Genomic DNA, 19,253 nt, shown 5'->3' with positions numbered 1-19,253 from the left:
GGTGGTAGCCAGTGCTGGTGGCGGGGAACTCGTGATCGGCGAGCAGGCGGCCCTCGGCGGTGACGAGGGCGGCGTGGTGGCGGCGTTGATGGGTGTCGACGCCAAGTACTAGCGGTTGCGTGGTGCTCGTGGTTGGGGTCATCGTGGTGATGTCTCCTTCACTGATGTGTGGGATGACCTCACCGGGGCGGGTGGACAGGACAGTGAAGAGTCACGGCCCAGCAGCCAGACACGGTCCTAATCAGGTCACACCCGCCCCGGCCCTCACAGGTCAGGGTTTCGTAGATGACCGACCGCCGGGACGACAAATCTCGTCCAAGACAGCACCGTCAGCCACGAAGCAGGTCAGACCCAAACACGATCAATCACCCACAACCATTCTCACTGCCACGAAGGCCCGGTGACCCACTCTCGACTCAGCCCGCCACCTGCAGCCCCGCGTACCTCTCCGACATCGGAGCATCGAGTTCCCAGTCGGCGAAGTCGTACAGGTCGGTGGCCACCTCGGTGATGACGCCGCGAAGTTCGAGCTGCTCGAGCCACCGCCCCGGGACGACTCCGATGCCGTCGCGCGCGCCGAGCAGGTTGCCGGTGATCGCCCCGGTCGAGTCCGAGTCGCCGTCGTGGTTGACGGCGAGCACGACGGCCGCTTCGAAGTCGCTTCCGACGAGCGCGCAGTAGATCGAGATCGCGAGCGCTTCCTCCGCCACCCAGCCCTCGCCGAGTCGGGAGATCGCCTCCTCGGGCGCGAGGGCGTCGGACGCGAGCCGTTCGGCGAGTTCGATGGCGGCCAAGGTCTCCTCGTGCTGCGACTTGGTCCGCAGGATGTCCTTCGACGCCGCGAGCGCCTCGTCGAGCGTGGCGCCTTCGACGAGTTCGCGGACCATCACCGCGAGAACACCACCGGTCAGCGACCCCGACGGGTGTCCGTGGGTCAATGCGGCGATCGCGGTCCCGAGGTCGAAGGTGCCGACCGCCGACCACTCCGCACGTGAGGCGAACAACCCGACCGGCGCGGCCCGCATGACTCCGCCGCAACCCTTGCTGTCATTGTCGGCCGGGGTTCCCGGGCGCGTCGTGGAACGCAGTGCACTCAGGCAGGTGTTGCCGGGGGCGCGTTGGCTGTGCAGTTCTCGGTGACCCGTCAACCAGCTGGTGCGCTCCCCCATCGGCAGCACGCCGTGCCGGGGATGTTCGCCTTGCGTGATGAACCATCGGAGATACGCGCGCGCAGTTGCTGCCGCAAAACAGGAGATACCGCCATCGCAATCCCGCAGCCACGCGCGCAGCAATCCCTCGGCCGTGAAGAGGGTCATCTGGGTGTCATCGGTGATGGTTCCGGTGCCGCCGTACGCCGGCGCATAGGAGGTGATCCCCGACGGGCCGAACCGCTCGATGATGGCCGAGCGAGACATGAACTCGACCGATCCCCCGAGCGCGTCGCCGACCGCACCCCCCACGATGCAACCAACAAAACGATCCTTCATCGGCGTCACCTGCACTTTCCACAGTGTTCTGACCATATTCACACGGGCGGACCCGGTTCGCAGGCCGGAGACCCGATTGAGGTGTGCACCTCGACGCGCCGAGCCGGTGAACGCCATCGGTGCAGGTAGACAGCCCAGACGACTGGGGCGATTGACCAACTCCGGCGCCAGAAGCGTTTTGTCAGACCACCGCTGTACAACTGAAAGCACAGAAATTGATGACGGAGCAGTAGTCGACGACGGTCCCATCCAACCGCGCCCCACGAGAGGGACGGCTCCCGCCATGATCGCCACCCACACGACTCCGCTCGACCAGATCCTCGACCAACTCGTCGAGATCACCCCACCCACCGACGACCCCACCGGCATCGAGACGCACGCGCAGCTCAGCCGGTGGATCTTGCTGCGCAACCTCGCCGATCACCGAATCGGCACACACGCAGCCAAGCTCGCTGATCTGCACGTCGCGGAGAAAACAGGCTCGACCCTCAAGCGACTGTTGATCGAGATGGGCCTCCCGCCCGCAGTAGCCGCTCGCACCACCCGCATCGCCGCCGCCCTCGGCACTCTGAGCAAGGTCGAGGCCTGCGCTGCCGATGGGAGACTCTCCGGCGAGATCGTCGATGCCATCGTCCGCGGCGTGGTGACCATCGAGAATCGCTCGCCCACAACATTTTCCGACGACGATCGCGTCGATCATGAGACCGAACTCCTCGCCCAGGCCCTGTCGGGTGCCACACCCGCCGAGATACAGAAGCATGCCCACGCCATCGGCAACACCATTGCCGACACCGAGGGCGGCATTCCCGCGTGCGACGACCGAACCCTGAACACGCTGTCCCACAACATCACCGACGAAGGCCGTGTCGAAATCCAAGCTGACGTCACGCAGTCCGTGGGCGAGAAGTTCATCGCCATGATCGACGAACGCTCCATGCCGCGTCCCGAACCCGACGGCTCCCCCGATCGACGCTCGGCAACGCAGATCCGCGCCGATGCCCTCGACGTGCTACTGGACCAAGCCGCAGTGGGTGCGGCGATGGACACCATCGGGATACCGCGAGCCCAGACGATCCTGACCATCCCCGCCGAAGGTGCCGATCCGGCATCCCTACCCTGGACCGGATCGGTCACGCGGGCAGTTGCGAAGCAGTTGTCGTGCGACGGGACCCTGATCGAGGTCATCATCGACGGCGAGACAGTGCCACTCGAGATGGGTCGTGAACGACGACTGTTCCCGACGCACTTGCGCAAGGCGATCATCATCCGCGACGAGAATTGCATCAAATGTGGTGCGCCGCCGTCACATACGCAGGTTCACCATATCCAGCACTGGTCCGACGACGGTGATACCGACCTCGACAACGGCTGCCTGCTCTGCCAGCGCTGCCACACCCAGGTCCACCACAACGGCTGGGACATCATGATCGGCTTCGACCGCCACCCCTGGCTCATCCCGCCGGCAGACATCGACCCCTGCCGCCGCCCGCTCCCCGCCTACAACCGCCGCACCATGCGCCTCGACGACGCCGCCTGACCCACAAACTCACGCGCAGCACCTTCCGCACCCGGCGATCAGCCGGGACCGCGTTCGATCTTTGACAACTCCACAGTGTGAAGTGCCGAGTGGTTTCGATACGGCCCGTCGCAAGCTCCGCGCCTACTCAACCAGCAGATGTAGCCAAGGTGACGTGGCGTCCCCGTCGCCGGCCGAGTAGCGACGACCGAGCGCAGCGAGGACGCCGCGTATCGAGGTCACCTCGCCGGCAAGACGACCGGCCACCCCACTGCCATCGCTCGAACATACGTGCGATAATTCCGGGGTGGGCATGAAGTGGATTGGCGGGGACAACGGCCAACCACAACGGCCGGCGTTCGTGCGGGTCGGGCACAAGGCGGTGCTGATCGATCTGGGTGCGCTATACCCCAACGCACCCCACTTCACCGGCGAGTACAACCCCGAGGGCCTGCAGATCAGGTCGGTCCACCTCGGCGTTCTCACCGAATGGGGGCGCGACGAATGGGGTGCCTGGTACGGCAAGGTCACCTACACCATCACCGCGAAGGACCGGCAGGAGAAGGTGACGCACTGGGTTCCGTCCTGGGCGCTACGCCCGGCCGGGGACCCGCCGGGGTCCCGACGCTGACACAGTCGGGTACTGCCCGGCGACCGTCAGGGCAGATCCACCTTGCTCGCCAGCCAGCGGCCGTCGACCTTGTCCATGGTCATCAGCACCCGACTACGGTCGACACGCGGTTCGGGGCTGGCGCTGTTGGTGATCGACTGGTCGACGAACACCATCACCACGACCCGATCGGCGGTCGCCGACTTCACGCCCGCGTCGATGACGACGCCCTTGCTGGTGGCCTTGTTGTCGACGAGCATCTGCTTGAGCTGACTGCTCGACCGCGAGTACATGTCCTTGAACTCGCCGGTCGCGCCGCCGAGGACGTCGGTGAAGTTCTGGTCGATGCTGCCGGAGTCGATGCTCGTCAGCGTCACCGCATAGTCCTTGGCGGTGGCCACCGCCTGCTGCTCGGCCTGGTTGACCGCGTGGTTCTCGTACAGCTTCCACCCCGCGTAGCCACCACCGGCGAGCAGCGCGACGATCGCCAGTATCGCGACGACCCGGCGGGGCCGGAGCAGACTTGCCAGTCGTCCCTCCCGGATCACCGGACGACGACGCCCCGTGGTCTTGGTCGCGGCGGTACTCTCCGTCCGCGTCTCCTTGTCGGCGGAGGCAGGCGCGTCGGTCGCCTCGGAAGTCCCGGCATCCCTGACCTCGATCTCGGTGGTCTCCAGGCCGGTGTCGGTCGAGGCGGTGTCAGCGGAGACGGTGCCGGTGGAGGCCTCGCCCACCGTTGATTCACTGCGTGCTCGACGCGCCTTGCCCCCGCGCACAGGCGACTTCTTGACGACGTCCTTGCCCTTGGGTGCGGTGTTCCTGGTCTCGGTCGTCTTGCTCGTCGTGGTGCTCACGGTCTCACCTCTCGGTCGGATGCGGGCGGTCTAGTTGAAGTGGATGTCCGGACCACCGAACGGTGTCGGAATGGTCTGCGGTCCACGCGGTGTCGGATTGGTCCGGGCATGGGGGTCGCTCCCCGGTTTCGGCAGGTTGGTGTCATCTCCGGGCGGTCGCGGTACGGCGCCGGCACCGCGGACGAGGAGTTCGGTGTCCTTGCAGTGCGTGTTCAGGAACGGCTCCGGGAAGTCCGGCCGCGACGGAGCCGCCCGCGGCAGGTGGTAATCGCAGGGCACACGAGGGAACACGTCGACGCTGCCCCACAGGCCGCCGTCGCGGAAGGCGGTGCTGATCGCGTCGAGGGCTGACCCGGATCGCTGTGTCGGGAAGAAGAACTCGCGCAGTGCCGGTGTACGTAGGTACGCCATCTGCGACACCGTCACCAGGTTGCCGAGCAGCTGCACCATTGTCGGCGAGTTGTCGTCGAACAATCCGTCGACGCCGCGCAGGGTTGCCGGTGTCTGGTCGAGCATCCGCCGTAGACCGCCATCCATGGAACCCACACCAGCGAGGGAGGATTCGAGGTTGCCCGCGGTTGCCCGCAGACCAGGGGCGGTGTCGGCGAGCGTGGTCAGCACGACCTTGCTCGTCCTGATCACGTTGACCGTCTGCGGCAGCACCGAATCCAGAGTGGACACCAGGAAGGTCCCACCCCGCACGATGTCGCGGAGCTTCTGCGCCCCTTCGTCCCCGGTGCCCAGCTCGTTCATGATGAGCGTCAGCTGTTCGGTGTCGATCTGCGCGAGAGCCGGATCCATGCTCTCCAGCAACGTGGCCATCGGCACCGGAGTGGTGGTGCGCTTCTCCTCGACGACCGTCCCGTCGGTGAGGAACGGAGCCGAATCACTGGACGGCTGGAAGTCGAGGAACTGCTCACCTGCCGGCGACAGGCTCGACACCCGGACCTCCCCGTCGGCCGGGATCTTGATCCCTGCGTCGATGGTGGCGACCACGCGCACTCCGTCATCGTCGATGCGCACCGCGTCGACCCGACCGACCGGCACGCCGCGCAGAGTGACGTCCTGATTCGGCAGCAGCCCACCGGATTGCGCGAGTTCGACCTCGACGCGGATGTTCGACGTGGTCGGATCGCGTTGGAGAGTGTCGACCAGCAGGTAGGCCACCCCGACGACGAGGATCGTCAGAAGACCCAGTACCGACAACCAGTTGCGCCGACGCCGCCCCCATCGCACCGCGGAGACGATGCCGCGCGCACCGGTCTCCACCAGGTCGGGTCGCGCGCTCATCGTGGTGCCCTCGGTTCGACGTGCTGCCGCAATCGCATCAGCGTCAGCGACAACGAGCCGACGAACTGCTCCCAGTCGCGCACATCGGGGAGCCGCGAACCCGGGTCACCGCGATGATTCGGATCGTCGAAGGCGCCGATCGCGAACTGGGAGATGGCGACGTCGGTGTGCCCCGAGGTCGCGTTGGTCAGCTTGACGATGGGTCCGAGGATGCGGTTGACCGCGTCGAGGCTGGCCCCGGGCGCCGTGGCGGCGGCGTTCAGCGATCCGGCGATCCGGTTGATGTCGTCCATCATCCCGCCGGCCGCGGTTCCCTTCACCGACGGAAAGGCCCCGAGTTGCCGGATGATCCGATCCACCTGCTGGACGGTCGCCAGGATCGACTGCGTGTTGTCGGCCACCGTCCACAGTGCGGGGCCGGCCGCTGCCAGCGCGGAGTCGATGGTCTGCTGCCGGGCCGACACCGTCGACGCCAGGCGACTCGCAGAGCCGAGCACGGCCTCGATCTCATCGGTCCGTTTCGACAGCGAGGACACCAGGACCGTCGACTGGCGGACAAGTGTTCCGAGCTGTTGCCCGTCGTCGCCGAGGGACTCGCCGAGACCGTTGACGATGTCGGTGAGGCTGCGGATGGCACCGCCGTTGACCAGCATCGCGGCCGTCGACAGCACCTCCTCGACCGTCGCGCCCGCCGACGTGCGGTCGAGCGGGATGACGTCACCGTCTCCGAGGAGGGCGGTCCCGGGCTCGGGTTCGGCGGGCGGTTCGAGAGCGACGAACACGTCGCCGAGTGGTGTCGCCGAACGTAATTCGGCGCGCGTGCCGTCCGGCAGGCGGGTGCCGTCGGCGATCCGCATGCCGACCTCGGCGAGATAGTCGTCGACCTCCATCGACTCCACGAACCCCACGTCGGCACCGAGCAGCCGGACCTTCGCCTCGGCCGGGAGATTCAGCGCGTTGTCGAACTGTGCCTTCAACGCGAACCCGTCGCCGCTGGTCCCGGGCGCCGGGAGCGGGAGCTGTCCGAGTCCCACCGAGCAGCCGGTGAGGACGCACGTCAGCAGGAGCACGAACGCGGCGACGCCGCTTCGATGAATTCGCCTCGCCACGTTCGTTTCTGCTGTGTTCATCTCTGTCCGACCCCCGCCATCGCCGCCAACATGGCGGTCACCCCGAAGTCCGGACCGAAGTCCTGGGGCTTCCCGGTGTTGCATCCGAGGTCCTTCAGGTTCGCCAGGTTGCAGACCTCTTTGAGTACCTGCTGGTCGAAGAGGATGCGGTCGGCGAAGGTGTGCACACGGATGGTGCCGTTCGGCTGATCGATCGCGTTGTAGGCGTTGTTCATCAGCGTCGGTGTGAGGTTCAGGAACTCGGACAGCTCGCGCTGGTAGTCGGCCAGCGTCCCGGTGACGGTCGTCGCGTCGCGCGCCGCGTTCCGCAGCGGAACCCTGTTCTCCTTCAGCAGTTCGGAGGTCTTGGTCAGGATCTGGTTGAGCTTCGCGCCGGTGTTGCCCTGCCCCAGTCGCTGATCCGCGATGACCTGACTCATCGCGCGGAGGCTGCCGCCGAACTCACGGATGGTCTTGTCGTTGTTCGCGGCGGCCTCGGTGAGGACGTCGAGGTTGTCCACGAGTTTCACGATCGCCTCGCGGGTGGCGCTGGGATCGGCCCCGGTGCGTAGGGCTTTCGACAATTGCCCCAGTGCGTCGCGGAGCGCGGGCCCGTTGCCGTCCAGCGACTCCGAGGTCACCGACAGCATGTCGGCGATCGGTCCGCCGCCTTTGCCGTCCCCTCCGAGTTGCCCGGCCAGGTTGTCGGTCATCGTGAGCAGGCGGTCGAACTCGATGGGCGTCCGGGTCCGGTCGAGCGACAGGAACGCGTCGCTCGACAGCTTCGGCCCGCCGGTGTAGGCCGGGGTGAGTTCGACGTGCCGGTCGGTGAGGACCGACGACGACACCGCGACCGCCTTCACGTCGATCGGCAGGGTCACGTCCTCGTCGACCTCCATGGTGACGTCGACGACGGTGCCGCGGGGACTGATGTCGGTGATGTGCCCGATGGTGATCCCCAGCACCGCGACCTTGTTGCCCTCGTACAGGCCAGCGGCACTGTCGAATTGCGCGACGATCCGGTGGGCGCCCGACGACGGGTTCCAGATCGCGGCGATCGTGGCCGCGACCGCGACGGCGATCGCCGTCATCACCACCAGGGTCCGTATGCGTGGTCGTCTCATCGGCAGTCCTCGAAGTACGGTGCACGCCCGACCTGCTCGGCTCGTCCGCTCAGCGCGCACATCCACGAGTCGATGAGGAAGCCGGCAGGCCCGGTGAAGTCGACGTAGTTGCCCGCGCCGGTCGCGTTGGTGAAGTTGCGCACCGGGAGCGGCAGCGCCTCGAGCGTGTTGCGCAGCAGGTCGTCGTGGCGGGCGAGCGCGCCGAGCATCCCGTTCAGGTCTTCGATGAGCGCGTCGAGCGCAGGCCTGTTGACGACGGTGATGCGGTGCAGCTGCGCGACGAGAGCCGTGGTGGCGTTGAACATCCCGGTGACGGCGTCGCGGCGGCGGGTCAACTCGACCATAAGGTTCCGGCCCTGCACCATCAGTGATCCGATGTTGGCCTCCTGGTTCCGGATGACCGTGGTGACGCGTTCGGCGCCGGTGATCAGTTCACCGAGCTGGGTGCGTCGGGTCGCGATGATCTCCGAGAGGGTGTGGGCGGTGGAGATCGCCTCCGGGACCACGTCCGGTGCTCCTTCGAGCTGTGTCGACAGCGTGGTCATGACGTCGGCGAGACCGCCCGCATCGACCTTCTCGAAGTTGGTGGTCGCATCCTCGATCGTGTCCTGCAGGTCGTAGGGAACCTGCGTGTTGCGCAACGGAATCCGGTCGCCCTCCAACGACCCCGACCCTTCGGGGGTGATCGCGATGTAGCGGGATCCGAGGATGGTGGTCAGTTTGATCGCTGCCTTGGTGTCGTTGCCGAGACGGATTCCGCGGTCGATGTTCATCGAGATGACGACGCGGTCCCCGTCGAGTCGAGATCCCTTGACCTCGCCCACCGGCACGCCGGCGAGGGTCACCTGATCGCCGGTCCGTATCTCACCGGCCTGGGCGAACTCGGCCTCGACGCTCTTCCGGCCGACGTCGATGGCGCTGATCCCGACGACGAGTGCGACGACGAGCACGAGTGCACCCACGCCTCCGATGCCGAGGTACAGCGAATTCCACTCGGCGATCGGCTTTCGTGGCGATCGTTCGGTCATGCGGCGGTTCCCTGACGTCTTCATGGCCGGCAGATCGGTGAGTACTTGGGCTTCCCGCCGGGCGTCGCTGCGGCGACGATCGCGGGGGCCAGCGGGGTGAGAAAGGGGACGAAGTCTGCCGGGTTGAGGTCACAGACGTAGGCGCTGAGGAAGCTGCCCTCCTGGCTGACGCGGGCCATGCCCTTCAGCAGCAGCGGGACGTTGGCGCCCAGGTACTCGAACTCGGACTTCCGCGCCGCGAAGTGGGCGAGGAATCCCGGTTGACGGGTGAGGAAGGCGTCCATCGACGGCGCGGTGTCCGAAGCGATCTCCGCGAGGCGACCCCCCACTTCCGTCATCACGTCGGCCGTACCGACCAGATCCTCACGGTGCGCGGCGAACGCCTCGAAGATCTCCTGGGCGCGTCCGATGACCTCCTGGAGACCGCCGGTCTGCCGGGACAGCCCGGTCAAGACCTGCCCGAGGTCGGTGATGACGTCGCCGAGCAAGGCGTCGGGTCCGGCGAAGGACTCGGCGAGCGAGGAGGTCTGCGCCAGCAACCGGGTGATCGCGCCGGTCTCACCCTGCAGCGCCCCGACGAGCGAGCTCGACAGGTCGTTGACCTTGTCCGGATCGAGGACGCTGAAGAGCGGTTCGAAACCGTTCAGCAATGCGGAGATGTCGAACGACGGCTCGGTGTGGTCCACCGGGATCTCGCCGCCCGGTTCCAGCGGTGCGGGAGAGTCGAACTGTCCCAACGACAGTCCGAGGTAACGCTGGCCGATGATGTTCTGGTAGGTCACCGCGGCCTTGGTGTTGCCGCTCAGGTCCTGACGGGAGTCGATGCGGAAGCGGACGCGTGCCAGGTTGCCGTCGAGTTCGATGGAGTCGATGCGGCCGACCCGCACACCAGCCATGCGGACGTCGTCGCCGGCCCGCAGTCCGGACACGTCGGTGAAGACCGCCGAGTACGACGATGTCGGACCGGAGATGTCGCGACGCAGGGTGTTGATGATCGTCCACGTCAGCATGATCGCGACGACGAGGAACACCGACAGCCAGATGATCGACCTGCGATAGCTCATCGCCCTCCCTCCGTCCGCTGCCCCGGCTCGCGTTCGGACTCCTGACCTGGCTTCCGCCCCGGTTGCTCGACCCTGATGTCACTGCCGCGCAGCAGCGGACCCAACAGGAGCGAGGTCACCTCGTCGGCGCCCGGCCCCAACAGCTTTCGGAGCGCCTCGATCTCGGCACGACTGCCGACCGGTCCGACGTTCCCGCCCATGAGTGCGGCCGGCGGCCGGAAGTTCCTCGGCTGCAGCACCTGTGGCAGCGTCGGGCGCTCTACCGTGGCCGGCCCCCACTGACACGAGTTGCCCGCCATCTCCCCGTACCGCGGGCAGTCCGCACGCGAGTACATTCGGTGCGGGGTGAGCGCCCAGACGAAGTGGCCGGTGCCGCGCTGCTTCTTCGGATCCCAGAACTCGGTCATGAACTTCTCGGACAGGTTCGCGATCTTGACCGTGATCGGCGGCAGCGCGCCACCACCGTCGGCGAACACGTCGAGGACGGGGGCGAGCGAGCTGGTGATTGTGATCATCCGGTCGGTGTTGTTGCCCAGGGCGGTTTCCGAGGTCGCCATGGTGTGCTGGCCGGCGCTCAGCAGATCGGTGAGTGCAGCCTGCTTCTCGGCGACGGTCTGCATCGGCACGATGGCGTGATGGACGGCGTCGAGCAGGTCCGGCGCGGACCGCTGCAGGCCACCCATGGCGGTCACGAGTTCGCTGAGCCGCGAACGGGTCTCCCCGTCGTCGATCGCGCGGTTCATCTCGGTCATGATGGTCACGAGTTGCCCGCCGGCCGTGCGGATCTCCGATCCCTGGCTACGTGTGGCGGTGGCGAGCGCGGCGAGCACGCCGACCGTGTCGTCGCGGCGGTCGCGTCCCATGGCGTCGACGATGTCACGCAGCTTGGTCAGGACCGTCTGGAGTTCGATCGTCGACCGACTCGTGTCCGCTTCGACGGTGTCACCGTCCTGCAATGGACGCCCGCCCTGGTCAGGGTGGTCGAGCAGCTGCACCGACGACACGGCGAACACATTGCTGGGCACCACGCGCGCGGTCACCGTGCTCGGGATCGCCTGGGCGCTCCGGGGATCGAGCGAGAGCGCAACCCGGTTCGGTTCGCCGTTCGCGCCGGGTTCGACGCCGGTGACGATGCCGACGAGACTGCCACGGAACTTCACGTCGGACTTGGTGGGGATGCCGTCGCCGACGTCGACGAGGAGGGCGGTGACGGTCACGCGGTCGTCGAGACCGCCGGTCGACTTGTACAGCAGAGCGGCCACGACGGCGGCGATCACCACGACGCCGATCAGCCCGCGGAACAGCAGGGCCCGGTCCGTCGGCCCCCCGGCCTCGGATTCGAGGGAGATCGTCCGTGGGCTCATCCGCCGAGCCTCGAACCGGAGCTGACACCCCAGAAAGCCAGCGTCAAAAGCAGATTGACGACGATCATGGCGCTGATGCCCAGTCGCATCGCGCGTCCGACAGCGACCCCGACACCCTGCGGGCCACCGCGTGCGTAGTAGCCGTAGTAGCACTGGATCGTCGTCGTGATGGATACGAAGACAACGGCTTTGATGACCGAGTAGATGATGTCCGGCCCGGCCATCACCAGGTGGAAGTAATGCTGATAGGTGCCGATCGACACACCACCGGCGAGTGCGACCACACCCTGCACGACCACGTAGCTCAGGACCAGACACATCACGAACAGCGGGATGACCGCGACGATCGAGGCCACCAGCCGGGTGGTCACCAGGTAGGGGATCGAGCGGATGGCGAGGGTCTCCATCGCGTCGATCTCCTCGGTGATCCGCATGGCACCGAGCTGGGCGGTGAAGCGGCAACCGGCCTGGGAGGCGAATGCCAGGGCCGCCATGATCGGCGCGAGCTCACGCGTCGACGCCGACGCCGAGATGAGGCCCGTCGCCTGACCGAGGCCCAGCATGCGCAGCGCGTTGTACCCCTCGATCCCGACGATCGCGCCGGCACTGGCCCCGAGGACGAGGATGACGCCCGCGGTACCGCCGCCGACGACCAGCGAACCGTTGCCCCAGGTCACGTCCGACAGGATGCGCAGGAACTCTCTCGTGTAGTGCCGAAACATCGCCGGGATTCCCACGATCGCGCGGCCGAGGAAGGACAGCATGTGCCCGAGCAGACGGATGGGTCGTGTCATCGACGCGTAGATCGAGGCCAGAGGCCGGACGCCGGGCGGGTAATACGGCGCGGCCGCCTTGAGTGCGCTCATCAGAAGGACGCCCTGGGGAAGACCATCACGTACATCTGCGTGAAGAGCACATTGACGAGCATCAACAGCATGATCGAGCCGACCACGGTGGAGTTCACCGAATTCGCCACTGCCGCTGGGCCACCACTGGTTGCCAGGCCCTTCTGACAGGCGACGATCGCGACGATCATGCCGAAGACCAGCGCCTTGACGAGGGTGAGGACCATGTCGCCGACGGTGGCGAACGAAGCGAAGGTCGCCACGAAACTACCCGGTGCGCCGTCCTGGACGTAGACGTTGAACAGGTAGCCGGCCAGGAAGCCGACGAAGGTCACGATGCCGGTGAGCGCGGTGCCGACGACCATCGCGGCCGCCAGGCGCGGGACGACGAGCCGGCGGACGGGTGACACACCCATCACCCGCATCGCGTCGATCTCCTCCCGGATCGTGCGCGACCCGAGGTCGGCGCAGATCGCCGACCCGACCGCGGCGGCCATCATGAGGGCCGTGACCAATGGCGCACCCTGCCGGATGACCGCCAGGCCGCTCGCCGCGCCGGCGAGTGAGGTCGCGCCGACCTGACCGGCGAGCAGACTGAACTGGATCGCGAGGGTGACGCCGATCGGGATCGCGACGAAGAAGGTGGGCAGCAGAGCGGTGTTGGCCATGAACACCGACTCGCGGATGAAGGCCTCGAGCGGAAAGCGACCGCGAACCAGATCGGTGAAGAGGTGGCGAAAGGTCTCGATCCCCAGCTTGATCTGCTCACCGACGGTGATGAACGACTGACCGGGGTGGCGGCGCACGTAACCCGCGGACCACTCCGCGATTTCCGTTGTAGCGCTGCTGGTTCGGACGTCCGTCGGGAACGTCGCCGGTCCGGGTCGCGGTGCGGTCCGGCCGGTCGCGATGCTGTCGTCTCCCCCGGTCAACTCAGCTCCGATCATGACCCGTGGTCACCCGATCAACAGCTGTCCAATCGGGTAATCCATCTAACTGATTGCACGGTATCAGCTCTGTCGTGAGAGGCAAGTCACATTGGCGAATCGGGGTGATCGTCCGTCCCGAACTCCGGCCGGCAACCGGGAGAACATCTCAACGGGGCAGACCGAGACCCCGTTCGGCCACCAGATTCCGCAGCACCTCGTTGGTTCCGCCGGCGATCGTGAACGCGCGGGCGTACAGGAACGCGTCTTGCCACCAGCCGCCGGCGAGTGCTGCAGGATCCCCTTCGACGCGGACCGAATCGCCTGCCTGGACCGACATGCCGTACTCGGCGACAGCCAGATTGACCTCGCCGAAGAAGATCTTCGACAGCGCGGCATCCGCGGCGTCACTCGTACCCGCAACCGACCGGGATTCGCCGTACGCCGACAACAGCGCGTTGACGTGCACGGCAGCCGCGAGCCGGCCGACCTCGCGCCGCACCTCGCCGCGGTCGATCAACCGCTCGTCATCTCGTGTCGTCGACGAGACGAGATCGACCAGGTCATCGAGCGCACGGAACAGTGTCACACCGCCGCCGGCACTCGACCGTTCCCGCGCGAGGCTGGAAGTGGTGACCATCCAGCCCTTGTTCTCCTCACCGATGACGTTTTCCACCGGCACCTCGACGCCGTCGAGGAAGATCTCGTTGAAGTCCGCGGTCCCGGTGATCTCACGCAGCGGCCGGACCTGTACGCCAGGACTCTTCATGTCGATGGCAAAAGCCGTGATCCCCTTGTGTTTCGGCACATCAGGATCGGTGCGCGCCAGCAGATACCCCCAATCGGCGTGGTGTCCGTTCGTCGTCCACACCTTCTGACCGTCGACGATGTAGTGGTCGCCTTCGCGCCGAGCCCGCGTGTGCAGACCGGCGAGGTCGCTGCCCGCACCCGGTTCGCTGAACAGCTGGCACCAGATGTGTTCGCCGGATCGGATCCGCGGCAGATAGAACGCCTTCTGTTCCTCGGTGCCGAAGTCGATGATCGCACTGGCCGCGAGGAGCCCGCCGCCGACCGGCATCGGCGCCCCCGCCTTCGCCAGTTCCTCGGAGACCACTGCCTCGTGCCGCGGATGCGGGTCGGGTAGCCCGCCGCACTCCTCCGGCCAGGTCACCCCCAGGAGCTGCCGACCGTACAGCTCGGCCGTCCATTTCCGCAGGGCGGGAATCTCCGACGCCTCGGGCGCTCGCACCCCCGCCTTCTGGGATCGCTTCGGGCCCTGCTCGGCGCACAGTTCACGTACGCGCCGTCGGAGGTCGTCGAGTTCGGGGTCCTGACCGAGTCTCACGGTGAAACCTTCCCGGGGAGATGTTGTTCTGTCTACACTGTGACGTGTCTCAATGAGTAAACTGTATCGGTACGTTGCCGCACGGCACGGAGGATTGATGGATTTCGAGCTGACCGACGAGCAACGTGCGATCCGGGATTCGACTCGCTCACTGTTGCAGAGTCATCCCGGTTCCGCGCGTGTCGTCGCGGATTCGCCGGCCGGTTTCGACGCCGGATTGTGGCGTCAGGGAACCGAACTCGGCTGGTCCGCGCTGGCCGCTCCGGAAGAGGCCGGCGGACTCGGACAGGGTGTCGTCGACCTGGCCGTCGTCGCCGTCGAGCACGGCCGATTCGTCACCGCGTCCCCGTTCATGCCGACGGTCGCGGTGCTCGACGCGCTCCTGCGTTCCGGGACCGACCATCACGCCGCCCAGGTCGACGCCCTGATCAGCGGCGATTCGTCAGCGGCCTGGGCGTTCACCGAACCGCACCGCTCCCCGACCGTCGATGCACTGCAGACCACCGCAGTGGCTGCCGACTCCGGTTATCGCCTGACGGGCGAGAAGGTGACCGTCGCCGATGCGTCGGCAGCAGATGTCCTGCTGGTCGACGCGGTACTCGACGGCAGCCCCGCCCGCTTCCTGGTTCCCCGCGACACATCGGGGGTGAAGATCCGGCGGATCGAATCCCTCGACATCACCCGCGAACTCGACGACATCACCCTCGACGATGTCCACATCGATCAGGGGGCGATGCTCGGCTCCCCGGACACCGCCCGTGCGGCCATCGAACGGACACTACGCCTGATGACAGTGCTGGCCTGCGCCGAACTCGTGGGGGTCGGTGAGTATCTCCTCGAGACCTCGGTCGAGTACGCGAAGACCCGCGAGCAGTTCGGCGTGCCGATCGGCAGTTTCCAGGCGGTCAAGCACAAGTGCGCCGACATGCGCATGTGGGTGCAGGCCTCCCGCGCCGCCACCCTGCACGCGGCGATGTCGCTCGACGCCGACGAGGCAGGCACGTCACCCGAGACGGCGAAGGCGGTGAGCGTTGCGAAGGCCTTTGTGTCCGAATCGATCTGCAAAACGGCCGGCGAGGCCCTACAGGTGCACGGCGGCATCGGCTTCACCTGGGAGCACGACCTGCATCTCTACATCCGCCGGGCGCGCGCGAACGCCGCCCTCTACGGCGACGCCGACCATCACCACGAACTGCTGTGCGCACTCCTGGAGACGCGATGAACCTCCGTGAGGTCGCCGCGACCCATCCCGACAAGGATGCGATCGTCCTGGCCGACGGTTCGGCACGCGTCACCTTCGCCGACCTGGACCGGCGCTCGACGAGGTTCGCCGACTTCTTCGCCGCGCAGGGACTGTGCCCGGGCGACCACATCGCCATCGTGATGGAGAACCGACCTGAATTCCTCGAGGTCGCGTGGGCCGCACAACGCTGCGGTCTGATGTACACACCGGTCAACTGGCACCTCACCGCGGCGGAGGCCGAGTACGTCGTCGAGGACTGTGGCGCACGGATTCTCATCTCCGGAGTGGGTGCCGGAGAGCTCGCCGCGAAGATCCGTGTCGGGGCTTCCCGGGTGGAGACCGCCATCGCCGTCGGCGGCCCGATCGACGGGCATGTCGACTACGAGTCCATCGTCGACAGCCCTCCCGCGTCGGCACCGCCGCACGAGCCGATCGAGGGCTACTACTTCTTCTACTCGTCGGGCACCACCGGTCGACCCAAGGGCATCGAACCCACCCACGACTTCCCGCCGTTCGGCACGGGCCTGCCGCTCGACGCGATGATGCCGGCGTACGGGGTCAGCTCGTCGACGGTCTACCTGTGCCCGGCTCCGCTGTATCACGCTGCACCACTGGGGTGGTCGCTCGCGATGCAGCGCCAGGGCGCGACGGTCGTGCTCATGCCGTCGTTCGACGCGCGCGAGTGCCTCAGCGCGATCGAGGCGCACGGCGTCACACATGCCCAGTTCGTCCCGACGATGTTCGTGCGGCTGTTGAAACTCGATCCGGGGGTCCGGTCGGCCTTCGACGTGTCGTCGCTTCGGCTGGTGGTCCACGCGGGAGCACCGTGCCCGGTCCCGGTGAAGCAGCAGATGATCGAGTGGTTCGGGCCGGTGCTCTTCGAGTACTACTCCGGCAGCGAGGGCAACGGGATGACCGCCATCACCTCACCGGAGTGGCTGGACCATCCCGGCTCGGTCGGCCGAGCCGTCTACGGCACGGTCCACATCCTCGACGACGCGGGCGACGAACTCCCCATCGGCGAGATCGGGACGGTGTTCTTCTCCGGAACCCGAGAGTTCCGCTATCTCAACGACCCCGCCAAGACCCAGGACGCCCGCAACGCCCGCGGTTGGCAGACCATCGGCGACCTCGGCCATCTCGACGCCGACGGTTACCTCTACCTGTCCGATCGGCGCAGCGACCTCATCCTCTCCGGCGGCGTCAACATCTACCCGCAGGAGATCGAGTCCGCGCTCGTCATCCATCCCGCGGTCGCCGACGTCGCCGTCATCGGCGTCCCCGACGACGAGATGGGCGAACGGGTCCACGCCGTCATCGAACTCGCCGAGGGCGTCGAACCCGGCGACGCGATCACCGACGAACTGATTGCGCACTGCCGAGTCCACCTCGCCGGCTTCAAACAACCCCGCTCGATGGCGTTCATCGACGAGGTGCCGCGCACGCCGTCAGGAAAACTGTTGCGGCGCAGACTCCGCGAGGCGCTCCCCGCCGCTCGCTGAGAGACCCCGCTGCTCCCCCAGGTACGGACGCCCTCACTCGCTCCCGAGGTACGGACGCCCTCCACCCGCTCCCCCGAGGTGCGGACGCCCCCCACCCGCTCCCCCGAAGTACGGACGCCCCCCACCCGCTCCCTGAGGTGCGAGGAGCGCAAGCGACGAGCCACGAAGGGCTGGTGAGGAGACGTGGCCACCCTTCGTGGCTCGCTGCGCTCGCACCTCAGGGAGCAAGGGTGGCGCCACCTAAACGAAGTCGCCCGCGACATCAATCCGTCTGTGCGACAACAGCTGACGTCGCGGGACCCGATCGAGATCGCACGCGACATCAATCCGGAGACGCGACTTTGCGGCGGCTCACGCCTCCGCGAGCAACGCCCGGATCTGTTCGCGCAGGTCGGGTTTGCGCACCTTGCCGCTGGCCGTGCGCGGCAGGGAGTCGACGATCTCGAGCCGCTCGGGCATCTTCTGGCGCGCCAACCCTGCACCTGCGAAATGGTCGCGGATCGCGTCGAGATCGAGGCGACCACCGTCCCGCAGAACGAGAAAGACGCAGACCTTCTCGCCGTACCGTTCGTCGGGCATCCCGATGGCGGCAGCCTCGGCGACGGCCGGGTGCGACAAGAGTGTGTCCTCGACCTCCTTCGACGAGATGTTCTCGCCGCCGCGCACGATGATGTCCTTCTTGCGGTCGGTGATGGTGAGATAGCCGTCGGCGTCGAGATTCCCCACGTCTCCCGTGCGGAACCAACCGTCGGCGAAGCTCGTGGTGTCGAGTGTCGCGTCGGTGTAGCCGAGGAACTGTTCGGGCCCACGGCAGAGGATCTCGCCGTCGACACCGGGCTCGACGGGCTGGTCGTTCTCGTCGACGATCAGCACCTCGGTGCCCGGCGTGATGCGGCCGTCGGTGTTGGCGCGCTTGTCGAGCGGATCGCCGGGAGAACCCGACGAGATCGTCGGATGCTCGGTCGACCCGTAGCACCGGAAGGCTCGGACTCCGAATCCATCTGCACGCCGGATCAATTCGGCCGCGACATTGGCGGCACCCGTCGTGTACTCGGTCAGGGAGGACACGTCGAGACCGGCTCGATCCGCAGCCTCGAGGATTCCCGCGAGGTGGATCGGCGCGCCCGCCGACGACTCGATGCGGTGGGTGGCCACGAGCTCGGCGGCCACCGCGGGGTCCCAGGCGTCCATGAGGACGGCCGTCGCCCCGCGCCCCAGCAGCCGCAGGATGCCCAGGACGCCGGCGACGTGGCCCGACGGGAACGCCGCCAGGCAGCTGGTCTGCTCCCCCGTGCAGCGATGCTCCTCCATGGAGCGGACCTCGGCGATCAGGGTGGTGTGGCTGTGCTGCACACCCTTCGGGTCCGCGGTGGTCCCCGATGTGTAGACGAGCAATGCGCGTTCGTCCGGTGAGGCGGGCGTGTACGGCTCGAAACCCGCGGCAGGTTGACCGAGGAGCTCACCGAAATCGGTCCACCGATCCGACGTGGCCTCCCCCGGGGTGTTGACCACGAACAGGTGTTGCATCGTCGGGATCTCCGACGCGGCGTCGAACAAGGGTGAACAGTCCCGCGCACGCCAGGTCCGCGGTCCGATGTAGACCTTCGCCGCCGACTGCCGCAGAATGAACGACAGCTCGGACGGCCCGTAGATCGACACGATCGGCAGCACCGTCGCGCCGAGAAGCCATGCCGCCGAATGCGAGACGACGCATTCGCGCCAGTTGGGCAGCTGGATCGCCACCACATCGCCGGGACCGACGCCACGGGAACGCAGACCAGCCGCGACGGCGGTGGCCTGCTCGTAGAGGTCGGCGAGCGTGATCGTCTCGACCGGGCGCACCGCACTGTGGAACACGACTTCGGTGGCACCGTGATCGCGCGCGGTCGTGCGGATCTCCTCCGGCAGCGTGGTCATGTTCCTCATCTCTCTCGACGCTCGTGGAA

16 protein-coding genes are annotated in these 19,253 nt (G+C 67.0%); 4 read left to right on the top strand and 12 right to left on the bottom strand.

The window, feature by feature from the left end; all coding sequences use genetic code 11:
* Positions 1 to 416: 416 nt before the first annotated feature.
* Entirely contained in the window at positions 417 to 1,487 is a 1,071-nt protein-coding gene (locus LQD00_RS02040) for an ADP-ribosylglycohydrolase family protein (protein ID WP_232715461.1), read from the bottom strand.
* A gap of 283 nt (positions 1,488 to 1,770) precedes the next feature.
* Here LQD00_RS02040 and LQD00_RS02035 point away from each other — a divergent pair, with 283 nt between their 5' ends.
* Together LQD00_RS02035 and LQD00_RS02030 are read left to right on the top strand one after the other, a co-directional pair.
* Complete coding sequence (locus LQD00_RS02035; RefSeq protein WP_232715460.1) at positions 1,771 to 3,024, top strand: HNH endonuclease; 1,254 nt, start codon at positions 1,771 to 1,773, stop codon at positions 3,022 to 3,024.
* Between the two features lie 292 nt (positions 3,025 to 3,316).
* A complete protein-coding gene (locus LQD00_RS02030) occupies positions 3,317 to 3,634 on the top strand; it encodes a hypothetical protein (RefSeq protein WP_040536573.1) in 318 nt (105 codons plus the stop codon).
* A 26-nt stretch (positions 3,635 to 3,660) separates the two neighbouring features.
* Here the strand turns inward: LQD00_RS02030 and LQD00_RS02025 are convergent, their stop codons facing one another.
* From LQD00_RS02025 to LQD00_RS22820, 10 genes are all read right to left on the bottom strand, one after another.
* Positions 3,661 to 4,467 carry a tetratricopeptide repeat protein gene (locus LQD00_RS02025; protein WP_232715459.1) on the bottom strand — a complete coding sequence of 269 codons (807 nt, stop codon included), beginning with the start codon at positions 4,465 to 4,467 and terminating at the stop codon, positions 3,661 to 3,663.
* Positions 4,468 to 4,497: 30 nt separating this feature from the next.
* On the bottom strand, positions 4,498 to 5,757 hold the full coding sequence (locus LQD00_RS02020) for an MlaD family protein (protein ID WP_232715458.1): 1,260 nt from the start codon (positions 5,755 to 5,757) through the stop codon (positions 4,498 to 4,500).
* Positions 5,754 to 6,887 (bottom strand): MlaD family protein, encoded by a 1,134-nt coding sequence (locus LQD00_RS02015; RefSeq protein ID WP_232715457.1) that lies wholly within the window; start codon positions 6,885 to 6,887, stop codon positions 5,754 to 5,756. Before LQD00_RS02015 ends, LQD00_RS02020 begins: the two co-directional genes overlap by 4 nt.
* Positions 6,884 to 7,990: an MCE family protein gene (locus LQD00_RS02010; protein WP_232715456.1), complete on the bottom strand. Its 1,107-nt coding sequence runs from the start codon at positions 7,988 to 7,990 to the stop codon at positions 6,884 to 6,886. Before LQD00_RS02010 ends, LQD00_RS02015 begins: the two co-directional genes overlap by 4 nt.
* On the bottom strand, positions 7,987 to 9,018 hold the full coding sequence (locus LQD00_RS02005; RefSeq protein ID WP_232715455.1) for an MCE family protein: 1,032 nt from the start codon (positions 9,016 to 9,018) through the stop codon (positions 7,987 to 7,989). Before LQD00_RS02005 ends, LQD00_RS02010 begins: the two co-directional genes overlap by 4 nt.
* Before the next feature lie 20 nt (positions 9,019 to 9,038).
* Positions 9,039 to 10,082, bottom strand: coding sequence for an MlaD family protein (locus LQD00_RS02000; RefSeq protein WP_232715454.1), 1,044 nt, complete (start codon positions 10,080 to 10,082; stop codon positions 9,039 to 9,041).
* On the bottom strand, positions 10,079 to 11,446 hold the full coding sequence (locus LQD00_RS01995) for an MCE family protein (protein ID WP_232715453.1): 1,368 nt from the start codon (positions 11,444 to 11,446) through the stop codon (positions 10,079 to 10,081). Before LQD00_RS01995 ends, LQD00_RS02000 begins: the two co-directional genes overlap by 4 nt.
* Positions 11,443 to 12,312: an MlaE family ABC transporter permease gene (locus tag LQD00_RS01990; RefSeq protein WP_232715452.1), complete on the bottom strand. Its 870-nt coding sequence runs from the start codon at positions 12,310 to 12,312 to the stop codon at positions 11,443 to 11,445. The genes LQD00_RS01995 and LQD00_RS01990 overlap by 4 nt, the downstream gene beginning before the upstream one ends.
* Positions 12,312 to 13,238, bottom strand: coding sequence for an MlaE family ABC transporter permease (locus LQD00_RS01985; protein ID WP_232715451.1), 927 nt, complete (start codon positions 13,236 to 13,238; stop codon positions 12,312 to 12,314). Before LQD00_RS01985 ends, LQD00_RS01990 begins: the two co-directional genes overlap by 1 nt.
* Before the next feature lie 148 nt (positions 13,239 to 13,386).
* Entirely contained in the window at positions 13,387 to 14,562 is a 1,176-nt protein-coding gene (locus LQD00_RS22820; RefSeq protein ID WP_232715450.1) for an acyl-CoA dehydrogenase family protein, read from the bottom strand.
* 97 nt (positions 14,563 to 14,659) lie between these two features.
* Here LQD00_RS22820 and LQD00_RS01975 point away from each other — a divergent pair, with 97 nt between their 5' ends.
* Together LQD00_RS01975 and LQD00_RS01970 are read left to right on the top strand one after the other, a co-directional pair.
* Positions 14,660 to 15,784 (top strand): acyl-CoA dehydrogenase family protein, encoded by a 1,125-nt coding sequence (locus tag LQD00_RS01975; protein ID WP_232715449.1) that lies wholly within the window; start codon positions 14,660 to 14,662, stop codon positions 15,782 to 15,784.
* On the top strand, positions 15,781 to 17,307 hold the full coding sequence (locus tag LQD00_RS01970; protein WP_232715448.1) for an AMP-binding protein: 1,527 nt from the start codon (positions 15,781 to 15,783) through the stop codon (positions 17,305 to 17,307). The genes LQD00_RS01975 and LQD00_RS01970 overlap by 4 nt, the downstream gene beginning before the upstream one ends.
* 351 nt (positions 17,308 to 17,658) lie before the next feature.
* Here LQD00_RS01970 and LQD00_RS01965 read toward each other — a convergent pair whose 3' ends face one another.
* On the bottom strand, positions 17,659 to 19,224 hold the full coding sequence (locus LQD00_RS01965) for an AMP-binding protein (RefSeq protein WP_232715447.1): 1,566 nt from the start codon (positions 19,222 to 19,224) through the stop codon (positions 17,659 to 17,661).
* Between the last annotated feature and the right edge of the window lie 29 nt (positions 19,225 to 19,253).

Origin of the sequence: Gordonia metallireducens, assembly GCF_021245825.1 — a bacterium.
Taxonomy (GTDB): domain Bacteria; phylum Actinomycetota; class Actinomycetes; order Mycobacteriales; family Mycobacteriaceae; genus Gordonia; species Gordonia namibiensis.
This window is presented reverse-complemented; position numbering and strand designations above follow the sequence as displayed.